The 10,178-nt window shown below is 41.2% G+C and carries 12 protein-coding genes and 4 pseudogenes; 3 read left to right on the top strand and 13 right to left on the bottom strand.

Annotated elements, in window-relative coordinates:
* Positions 1-86: 86 nt before the first annotated feature.
* The 8 genes and pseudogenes from DW981_RS13380 to dinB form a co-directional block, all read right to left on the bottom strand.
* A complete protein-coding gene (locus DW981_RS13380; RefSeq protein WP_118508071.1) occupies positions 87-278 on the bottom strand; it encodes an excisionase in 192 nt (63 codons plus the stop codon).
* 20 nt (positions 279-298) lie between these two features.
* A complete protein-coding gene (locus tag DW981_RS13375) occupies positions 299-673 on the bottom strand; it encodes a type II toxin-antitoxin system PemK/MazF family toxin (RefSeq protein ID WP_118508069.1) in 375 nt (124 codons plus the stop codon).
* A 1-nt stretch (position 674) separates the two neighbouring features.
* On the bottom strand, positions 675-1,115 hold the full coding sequence (locus tag DW981_RS13370; protein ID WP_118508068.1) for a resolvase: 441 nt from the start codon (positions 1,113-1,115) through the stop codon (positions 675-677).
* Complete coding sequence (locus DW981_RS13365) at positions 1,115-1,360, bottom strand: helix-turn-helix transcriptional regulator (RefSeq protein WP_022024392.1); 246 nt, start codon at positions 1,358-1,360, stop codon at positions 1,115-1,117. Before DW981_RS13365 ends, DW981_RS13370 begins: the two co-directional genes overlap by 1 nt.
* Before the next feature lie 232 nt (positions 1,361-1,592).
* A complete protein-coding gene (locus DW981_RS13360) occupies positions 1,593-1,922 on the bottom strand; it encodes a helix-turn-helix transcriptional regulator (RefSeq protein ID WP_243034768.1) in 330 nt (109 codons plus the stop codon).
* Positions 1,923-2,343: 421 nt separating this feature from the next.
* Positions 2,344-2,550: a hypothetical protein gene (locus DW981_RS13355; RefSeq protein WP_118508065.1), complete on the bottom strand. Its 207-nt coding sequence runs from the start codon at positions 2,548-2,550 to the stop codon at positions 2,344-2,346.
* Between the two features lie 184 nt (positions 2,551-2,734).
* On the bottom strand, positions 2,735-2,926 hold the full coding sequence (locus tag DW981_RS13350) for a hypothetical protein (RefSeq protein ID WP_118508070.1): 192 nt from the start codon (positions 2,924-2,926) through the stop codon (positions 2,735-2,737).
* 71 nt (positions 2,927-2,997) lie between these two features.
* A pseudogene (gene dinB / locus DW981_RS13345) lies at positions 2,998-4,244 on the bottom strand (DNA polymerase IV).
* Positions 4,245-4,441: 197 nt separating this feature from the next.
* Here dinB and DW981_RS13340 point away from each other — a divergent pair.
* Both DW981_RS13340 and DW981_RS13335 read left to right on the top strand, forming a co-directional pair.
* Positions 4,442-5,143, top strand: a complete 702-nt coding sequence (locus DW981_RS13340) for a S24 family peptidase (protein ID WP_118508064.1) — start codon at positions 4,442-4,444, stop codon at positions 5,141-5,143.
* Positions 5,144-5,272: 129 nt separating this feature from the next.
* The gene (locus DW981_RS13335) at positions 5,273-5,473 is read left to right on the top strand and encodes a helix-turn-helix transcriptional regulator (protein WP_182434294.1); all 201 of its coding nucleotides are present in this window, start codon (positions 5,273-5,275) and stop codon (positions 5,471-5,473) included.
* A gap of 141 nt (positions 5,474-5,614) precedes the next feature.
* Here the strand turns inward: DW981_RS13335 and ftsH are convergent, their stop codons facing one another.
* The 3 genes and pseudogenes from ftsH to DW981_RS13320 form a co-directional block, all read right to left on the bottom strand.
* Positions 5,615-7,429 (bottom strand): ATP-dependent zinc metalloprotease FtsH, encoded by a 1,815-nt coding sequence (ftsH, locus tag DW981_RS13330; RefSeq protein WP_118508062.1) that lies wholly within the window; start codon positions 7,427-7,429, stop codon positions 5,615-5,617.
* Positions 7,430-7,479: 50 nt separating this feature from the next.
* Positions 7,480-8,468: pseudogene (gene bsh, locus DW981_RS13325) on the bottom strand (choloylglycine hydrolase).
* A 21-nt stretch (positions 8,469-8,489) separates the two neighbouring features.
* Positions 8,490-8,672 (bottom strand): annotated as a pseudogene (locus DW981_RS13320) (hypothetical protein); the annotation flags it as partial.
* A 160-nt stretch (positions 8,673-8,832) separates the two neighbouring features.
* Between DW981_RS13320 and DW981_RS13315 the strand changes: the two are divergent.
* On the top strand, positions 8,833-9,171 hold the full coding sequence (locus DW981_RS13315; RefSeq protein ID WP_118508061.1) for a hypothetical protein: 339 nt from the start codon (positions 8,833-8,835) through the stop codon (positions 9,169-9,171).
* Positions 9,172-9,378: 207 nt separating this feature from the next.
* On the opposite strand, the gene DW981_RS13310 is transcribed toward DW981_RS13315, so the two are convergent.
* Together DW981_RS13310 and DW981_RS13305 are read right to left on the bottom strand one after the other, a co-directional pair.
* Positions 9,379-9,951 (bottom strand): CDP-alcohol phosphatidyltransferase family protein, encoded by a 573-nt coding sequence (locus tag DW981_RS13310; RefSeq protein ID WP_118508060.1) that lies wholly within the window; start codon positions 9,949-9,951, stop codon positions 9,379-9,381.
* Positions 9,941-10,178, bottom strand: a pseudogene (locus DW981_RS13305) (FUSC family protein); the annotation flags it as partial. The gene DW981_RS13310 and the pseudogene DW981_RS13305, both read right to left, overlap by 11 nt.

Raw genomic sequence — 10,178 nt, 5'->3', positions numbered from 1 at the left:
TTTACCCATATTGCAGCTCCTTTCACACAAAAAGAGCCTCAATACTCAAATTTAATCATATCATAAAGAGGCTCAAATGTAAAATCCTATATTTCGATCTGCTCGGACAAATATTCTTCAAATTTCCTGCGTTTTATCAGTTTTTTCTTTCCAACATATAAAACAAATGGGCAATTTGGAACTTTTAACATTTCTTCAAGCTTGTTGATTCCGATATGACTGTATAATGCAGCTTCTTGTTTCGTCAACATCGCTTTTTCCCATATTGGAATGTTCATATTATCTGATTCCAATCTCATCACTCTCCCAAACCCAACTGACGCTTTAAAAGGTCGTTGATTTTTTGCATGATGTCTGATTGCTCTGGAATATGCCCTGCTTTCATTAAAATCTGCCGGTCATCTATTGTTACAAGCTGCTCTGCCATGAAAACCGTTGTCTTTCCAAGCCTTCCAAAAACATCCTTCTGAAATACTGTCACATGTACCGGAAATGCCTTCTTTTCCTGCTTGCTGGTTCCCGGCATTACTGTATATACCGGACCATTTCCTTTATCTGTACTGACAACCAGACATGGTCTTTTTCCAGATTGTCTATGACTGCCGGGAAATTCTCCCAAATCCACCCAAATAATATCTCCACGATATATATTCTTTATATTATTCTGTTTCATCCTATCTTCCTCTCTTCCTCTCTTTCTCCGCCCGGAATCGGATATTCATTTTCAACTCTCCATCATCCACAGAAAATATTCGAAAACCCGCTTTTCTTACTTGTCCAACCTTGCGATAGGCATCCTCTTCATCCAAAGCAAGATACTCCATATTGGCAACCAATATAGCCTCTGCCTTTCCCTGCTGCATCCAATCAACACACCGGCTATACATTTGATTTACAACATACGGGGCAAAACAGCTCTTACGCACGATCTTCATAGGAATCAACCCATGTGCATCTGCATATTGATTGATGTATCGCAACTGCCGATCCTCTTTCTTTTCTGCCAGTTCAAACGATTCTTCGTCCGTTGCCAGAAACACAATGCAAGGGATATTCTCCTGTCTTGCCATTCTTTGTTTCTTTTTTTCTCTTCTCCTTGCTCTTCTCGCTTCCATCACGCTACCCCCATTGCTGCACTTCCAAGTATCGTGTTGGCATCTGTTTCAAAATATCTGATCAACTTTATCAGCATTTTCAGACTCATACCTCTCATACCTTCTTCGATCTTTGCATAATGGGTATAACTAACTCCCAACACATCAACTACCTGCATCTGTGTTACCCTTTTCTGTTCTCGAAGCTCCCGAAGATTATTTCCTATCGTAAACATATCAACATCCGTTGTTTCTATATCGCTCATTTTAAACACACTCCTTCTTCTGCAGCCTGATGTAGCCGCCATCATATATTTTTCGTTACGATGTATGCGCATGTCATCCGGTCTTACGACCTGTATTTATCGTAAAATAACCCCAGGAAAAAATGAAGAACAGTTTCTGTAGAGAATGAGCGAAATAACTACACAGTTTTTGTATAGTTAAGAAAAGAAAAAAGGTACATATTATTAGAATTTTCATCCAAATAATATGTACCTACGCAATGTCATAAAGAATCTTTGCTGCACCTGCCAATTTTATCAATTTTGTATCGTCTAACCCGCCAAGAATTTGGAAAATTTCTTCCCTGCTTGGTTTTTCCTCCATTCGATCCTTCTTTCCCAGAAGGAGATAATCTGTGGATACTCCTAACACTTGACTGAGCTGACAAATGTATTCAGTGCTTATACTAGTGCCCTGATATATCCGGTTTATGGTGTGTATTCCATTCCCCGTAATTTCTGAAAGTTTCTCTGCTGTATATCCCTTGCTCTGAGCAGTTTCCTTTATACGTTTTCCAATCATTTTCGGATCATAATCATTCATATATTCCACGATTATCACCTCCTCTCAGTTTCTGAATCTGTTGCGGAGGCAATAAAAAAAGACCTCTACAACCATTAGTTACCAGCCCTCTCTGCAAAAGAGAGTACTCCATGCGTTCATCCACATTTCATTCAACAATTCGCTATGTAACTATGTATGTAAAAATCTTTGCCTATTAAAATATTATTCTTATTCTAAAACATATCTGACAATATATGACACTTTTTGTCCTATACATATTCCTTTCGACTTTCTCCGACAAAAAGACGCAGAGAAAAATCGACAAAGATCTTACATAACGTAATCGTTTATCACATTTTCCCCTGCGTCTCTGGTGCTTCCATCATTGCTGATGTGCCCTTATCAGGTGGGCTGTTCATTTACTTGTCATTTTGTTTCTATGTAACAGATCCCAGATCTGTCAGATACGGAACACACCTTTGTCGGCACGCTTCCGTATCATGCCTTCTGTATATTTCTTCAACATCATTACCCGTTTGCAGCGATTGCATTTGATCGTAATGCCCTGCAGGACGATCCGGTCATCGTCCTGACACAATGTGTAATCCATCATCCTCGCATTACACTCTCTGCAATGCAACTGCACTGTACTCCAATTCTTCTCCAATTCAGTTCAACTCCTCTACCATACAAAATTGCTATTACCAACACGCAACATTTGTACTTGCAAGGGAAAGGGAAATCAACCTTCGCAAGCCCATTACTAGAGCCGGAAGTCCCGATGCGCCCTGTCCTGACGCTCCGACATTGCTGATCTTAAAGCCTGTTGACCATGGCAAGCCATGATCTGCTTAAGCTGATTTCTCCATGAACCACATATTGTTGTCCTCATAGAACAGATATACTTCTTTTCCGTCTACGACACATGTATATCGCATCCCGGCACCGCCTGCCTTTAAGCTGGCTGCACGCCGGATGTCTTTCACTTTGCTGATCTCATACTCTACTCCATCCTCCCATACAAAACTTTTCGGAAGGAGCATTCCATCCTTGGTAAATGTGGCATTCACATCTACATAAATTTTGTCTTCGTTCAAAGAACTGCCTCCTATTCTTAACTAAAATATCCTTGCGGATGTACCGTGTGGGAACCTTTTGCATCCAAAGAGGATAACAGCTTATCCTGATACATCAGTCCCCGTTGAATACTGAAATATCCAAACCTTTTCCGAATCTCATCCACCGCAGCATCTGCTTTCTCCTGCTTTTCCAGGCGGGTATAGTCACAGAATATGTCAAGCGGCTCATATGCATGATCCAGTGTTAATTCTGCTCCTCTCACACCAAGACTGCGGATTGGTTTTTCCCATTGATATGTTGTTTTGAAAATGCGATAGGCTTCCTGTGCAATCTCCGATGTGATGTTCGTCGGTCTGTCTATCTTATGCTGTCTCGTAAAATGATGTAGTGCGTTGTCGCGGACGGAGATTTCCACTACATGACACTTAAAGCCATTCTCCCGCAGTCTGGCAGCGACACTTTCTGCCAATACATACAGGATGATCTTCACATCTTCATCCGTCTCCAAGTCTCTCGGAGTCGTTGTGCTGTTTCCTATGGACTTGATCGGGGCATGGGTATGTTCCCTCTTTACCAGAGAATCATCCCTGCCATTCGCAAAAGAATGAAGTACCAGCCCCATCTTACCAAACCGGGATTTCAGATACTTTTCCTCCATCTGCGCCAGCTCACCAATGGTACGGATACCCATGCTTTGCAGCTTCCTCTCGGTAGACTTTCCTACATATAAAAGATCACCCACCGGAAGCGGCCAAGCCTCGTCCGATATTCCTCTCTGCCCATCGTCGTGATCGCATCGGGTTTCTTATAATCAGAGCCCAGCTTCGCAAAGATCTTGTTGTAAGATACACCGATACTTACGGTAAGACCTAACTCTGACTTAATTCTGCGACTGATATCCTGAGCAATCGTAAGCCCATCTCCCATAAGGGAACAGCTTCCTGACACATCCATCCAGACCTCATCGCAGCCGTATGGTTCCCAAAGGTCTGTATATTCCTGATAGATCTGATGTGCCATCCTAGAAAAACGCAGATACAAGTCCATTCTCGGCGGAACAAATTGAATAGCCGGACAAACCTGTCTTGCCTGCCAGAGTGCCATACCATTCTTCACTCCCTGCCGCTTCGCCAGATAATTCGCTGTCAATACGATTCCATGTCTTGCCTGTGGATCACCGCCTACTGCCATCGGCACATGCCGCATCTGCGGACGATGTAACATCTCCACGCTGGCATAGAAACAATTCATATCCACATGAAGCACTGTTCTGTCTGCCATAATCAATCTCTCCAATCCAAGAAGAACATTTGTTCTGTTTTTTTCTATGCCGTCAGTATAAATCATTTTTATCATTATTTCAAGTGTAAAATATTACCCATTTCATCATACAAATGATTTTTGCATTGATTTTTCATGAGTGATTGTATATAGTATATACAGAAAACAGACAAAAACACTCTTACGGAGGCGATAAAATGAACTCGATTGGAAAGATATTACAGGATCGTCGAAAAGAACTGGGGTTGACACAACCCGATGTAAATAAAGAACTGAAACAGTTTGGATACTCTATGAATCATGCAGCGATCAGTTCCTGGGAACGCAATGTTACCCAGCCGAACGCCACACAGTTTCTGGCACTCTGCAAGATTCTCGGCATTACAAATATTTACGCTGCATTCATCGGAGAATATACACCGGATAATCCGTTCAGCGAATTAAACGAAGAAGGCATTCAAAAAGCGAAAGAATACATAGATCTGCTGATCAAATCCGGAGATTATGCCAAAGAAGATACCTCCGTCCTTCCCTCTTACCGGGAAATCAGACTGTTTGATCTTCCTGCGTCTGCGGGAACCGGAGAATTTCTTGATAGCGATAACTTTGAAATGATCGAAGTTGGAAACGAAGTCGCCCCGGAAGCAGATTTTGGTATCCGAATCCACGGTAACAGTATGGAACCTCGCTATATCAGCAGACAGATTGTGTGGGTACAACAGACGGAAGAATTGGAATCAGGGGAGATCGGTATCTTCTATCTCGACGGCAATGCCTACTGTAAAAAGCTGGATTGTAGCAGAGCAGGAACCTTCCTTGTCTCCCTGAATCAGGAATATGATCCAATCCAGATCACAAAAAATAATAGTTTTAAGATTTTTGGAAAAGTAGTATGCTGATAGTCCTGTTTATGGGACAACATATAGAATATAATAAAGACTGTGTCTGAGTCCGGTCTTTCTTCTTTCCCAACTCAACACTATTTCACGGAAATGATTTCCACTTATGATCAGTATGGAGGGCGCTATATGGTAACAAACAATATCTCGGAAATACGCAAAGAAAAACATCTCAGTCAGGATGACCTTGCGGTCGCACTCGGCGTGTGCCGCAAGAGCATCTTTAATATTGAGCATAATAATGTAATTCCGAATATTGATACCTGCCTGCGTCTGGCAAAATATCTTGATATGACGGTAGAGGAACTGTTTGAAATACAGGATGCATGAAAAATCGGTATTTTATCCAGCTCAATCTTCCGCTCCCTGTAAATGAGAATTTGTCCGCTCCTTTATATAAAATAATTCCATTTTTCAGAACTACTAACTATTTTTCTTATCTAAATGACATTGATTATCTAATTAACTACATTATTTTCTGTCTAAAATATCCATAAATTCGTCACCTGTAATTGTTTCCTTCTCATACAGGTACATAGCCAGTTCGTCTAGTTTTTCCCTGTTTTCAGAAAGGATTTTTCTTGCTTTTTCATGCTCTGCTTTTACGAGCTGCACGACTTTTTCATCAATTTCCTTCTGCGTATCTGCAGAACAGGAAAGAGACGTATCGCCGCCAAGATACTGGTTGGTCACGTTTTCCATTGCCACCATGTCGAATTCATCTGTCATGCCGTAGCGGGTGATCATCGCTCTTGCAATTTTTGTTGCCTGTTCGATATCATTGGAGGCTCCGGTCGTGATCTCACCAAATACGATCTCCTCTGCCGCACGTCCGCCTGTAAATGTAGCAATCTTATTCTCAAGTTCTTTTTTCGTCATCAGATATTTATCACCCTGCTCAACCTGCATAGTGTAGCCGAGTGCACCTGAGGTACGTGGGATGATCGTAATCTTCTGGACCGGAGCTGAATGACTCTGCAATGCAGCTACCAGAGCGTGTCCTATCTCATGATATGCAACAACCTTCTTCTCCTGATCTGAAAGAACCGCATTCTTCTTCTGATATCCTGCAATAACCACTTCTATACTTTCTTCGAGATCAGATTCATTTACAACGGTCCTTCCACTACGGACAGCACGTAATGCTGCTTCATTTATAATATTGGCAAGCTCCGCACCGGATGCACCCGATGCCATACGTGCAATCGTATGCAGGTCAACATCATCAGATGCTTTTATCTTCTTGGCATGAACCTTTAAAATTGCTTCACGACCTGCAAGATCCGGCAGTTCAACCGGCACACGTCTGTCAAAACGTCCCGGACGTGTAAGTGCCGGATCTAACGACTCTGGACGGTTCGTTGCAGCAAGAATGATGACACCATTATTTTCTTCAAATCCGTCCATCTCTGTAAGAAGCTGGTTTAAGGTCTGCTCCCTCTCATCATTTCCGCCCATTTGTCCGTCACGCTTTTTACCAATGGCATCAATTTCATCAATAAACACGATACATGGTGCCTTTTCCTTTGCCTGTCCGAAAAGATCTCGAACTTTGGAAGCTCCCATACCGACAAACATCTCAACAAATTCTGATCCGGACATTGAGAAAAATGGTACATTTGATTCACCCGCCACTGCTTTTGCAAGCATTGTTTTGCCGGTTCCCGGAGGTCCTACAAGAAGGACACCTTTTGGCATAGACGCACCTACATCGGTATACTTCTTCGGATTGTGAAGATAATCAACGATCTCTGAAAGGTTTTCTTTCGCCTCATCTTCTCCTGCAACGTCTGAAAAACGGATTCCCTCACTGGATTGCACATAAATCTTCGCATTGCTTTTTCCCATTCCAAAAGCCATCGAATTTTTTCCTCCGGCATGCTCCATCAGTTTCTTCGCCATATAATTTCCCAGTGCGATAAAAAGGATCAATGGCAAAACCCCTGTCAGCAGGAAGCTGATGATCGGTGACATCTGCTTATCGATATCTTTTGCGAATACTGCTCCACATCCATATAGCCTGTCCGTCAGGTTCGGATCGTTCATCAGACCTGTTTTATAAATATTTTTTTGATCTTTATCTGTAAAGATGATCTGATTGTCCTTAACTTCTACTTCACCGATATTCTTCTTCTCGATCATGCTCATAAAAGTTCCATAATCCGTTTCCTTTACCTGATGCTCCATAAGGATTGGTGTGACAACCAGATTAAATACGATCAGCACTATTAACACAATCCCATAATAATATGCCAGTGGTTTTTTCGGTGTTTTAACTTCTTTCATGGTCTTTCCTCCTGTTGTTCTGCGATATGCTTTCTCCGTGCATTTTCGTATTATTTATTCTGCCATCTGACTTCGCCCTTGGACAGAAGCGGATAACAGATCAGCTGATCTGAATCCAGATTTTCCGCATGCATGTCAACCGCTGTGATCTGATGATTATCATAAGTCGTATAATAATAAATACCTTTTGCTGTATTACAACAGGACGTGTATATCGTGATCTCATATTTGCCTTCTGTCACCTCACAACATCCACGCTGCTGATCTACAGATCCTAAGATATGGAAGAACTGGCTTATACTCTCACCCTCTTCTTCACCGGAGATCGAATTTAATTTTGTAAAGGCAACTTTCACAAATCTTGACTGGCTGGAAAGATCTCCAGGTATTCCCATTCCACCCATTCCTCTGCTATATGCATCAAGCTGTAATACTCCTGCAAAAGTACTCTCCGGCTGTTTTCTGGATACTCCGGCATAATTATTCAGTGCAAACATCTGACTCGGGAATGGTGGATTATTGGTAAGCACTCCTACCGGATTATCATATACATGCAGCCCATCTTTCATAGACTCAACAACGATACAGGAGTCTTTGTCTGCAATGATCCAGTGAAGCTGTGCTGTCGGCAGCTGTTCACTGAATGCTGTGCCTGTCAGTCTCATTGCTGCCAGCTTCTCTCTCGCCTCTGCTACAGTAGCACACTGTGTAAGGATCCATGGGATGAACTCGAACTGTGCCACCTGGCTGACTTCTGTTTCATCTTCCGGCAAAGCTCTTCATATGCCGCATTGCCGACAAAATTAAGACCTGCCATTCCAAGGCCTTTTTCATTAACAGCATCATAATAAAGCGGATAACCTTCTGCAACAAATGCCATTCCGATCAAAGCATAATGGCTTTTTATCTTCCCGGCAAACCGGAAATCAAATTCGTAATTTCTTGGCGTTATCGTGATCTGTTCCCCATAGGAAAATTCATAATCAAGCGTTCTGCCCATATAAAAATCTTTTGTTTTGTAAGTTGCTGCTGTACACATATCGAACACCTCTTCTTTCTGCTATAATAGTCCTGCAAACAATCGCATAAACAACTGTCCGAGCCGTAAATATGCACTCCGTCCTGTGCGGTACTTTTCGGTCACTTTCCTGCATTCATTCATGGTTGCTCCCAGATCATCTCTTATATCCAAAACTGTCTGACTATCCGCCATAAAACAACCATTTTCAAAGTGGTGATAAAGCAATGCCATTCAGTTAAGCATCATTTTAGTGGTTTTCTGTCATAGAAAGCCACTATTTTTATACCTAAAAACTTTAAAAATATTACAAAAAACAGTTGACAAGTAAGCCAATATATGTTGCGTAAGCCTTGATTATAAACATATTTCAAGGAGGCTCATTATGGCTGATTTTTTCTTATCTAATTTAAAATCCACACTCGACAACTGCATCACAGAACTCGATGAAATTCCCTCCATGTTCTGCCGTAATCCGGAAAGTGATTTTACTAGGAACCGCAAACTTTCTTTCCGCGAGTATATTCAGTTTATGCTCCAGATGCAGAGTAAATCCGTTTCAAATGCAGTAAACATATGCAGGGCATATCTCAAACACGATGGTAACGAAACAGAGTCCATGCTTCTCATACAAAAGTATCTGACACCTGTCAAGTACAATCGAAAATATCCTATCCACCTCCGTCCAAAGAGAAATAGGGATTTCATGTATCGGGTTGCATAAATCTCGTTACCATTATACTGCATTATAAGGCAGATAAGCAATCTGTCTTTTTGTCATAAAAAACCTTATCTAAATGACATTGAATGATTTATTTTCTATCTAAAATTTTATTAAACCGACTAAAGACTCCATAGTTTGTGTGTTTGACTTACTGTTTATATCTATCTTCTCCTAAATATTTTTCTAGTCATTGTAATATAAAATTGCTTATACAGTCTCTCCCTTAAGCGTCCTGGTATTCTGGATAATATACAGAGCGACCGATATGACCATCATTATAGCGCACAAACCAATCAACAGATCTGATACCATCGGTGTAATTTGGAACCATATAATATGCACCGCTGCAGTTCCATATAATAAAAAGGTTACTATCTTTCCATGCCAGTCTGCACCATGTACTTTTCCTGTCTTTTGTATCACAAGACATCCACTGACTACCATATACAGCTCCTTATCTGCCATTATTACGATTAAAAGAAGCACATGCGGAAAACGAGTAAACAGACAGATTAACATCGCTGCCTGTGTCAGCTTATCAGCCACCGGATCAAGTATTTTTCCTAAATTACTAATCCTATGGAATCTTCTTGCGATATATCCATCAGCAAGATCCGTAAGACCAGACAGCAATAAGATTTCACCAGCTAACAGAGGATTTTTCTTTACACAATAACTCCATATAATTACCGGAATCAGACAAAGCCGAAAAAAAGAAAGAAGATTAGGAACCGTAATAATTCTATTCAAATTTTCTTCCTGATTCACTTCACTCTGCATGTACGGTCACCTCACTTTCCTTTTTTTTAGACATAAACCAATAAAATATAACACAAAATGCTAAAGCAAACACAACACCAAAAACATTTTGAATCACTCTAAGACTAACCGCTCCTTGTAGTCCATAAGTCTCTGCAGCAATGGCTAAAGCACCAAATGTGTTAAATACTGCCTGCCAGCCATATTGTGCTGAAAATCCTACACCGATTCCACCAAGAATTCCTATA

The organism is Clostridium sp. AM49-4BH (assembly GCF_003478335.1).
GTDB lineage: Bacteria > Bacillota > Clostridia > Lachnospirales > Lachnospiraceae > Butyribacter.
Note: the sequence above shows the minus strand (reverse complement) of the source record. Positions and strands in the feature narration are given on the sequence as shown.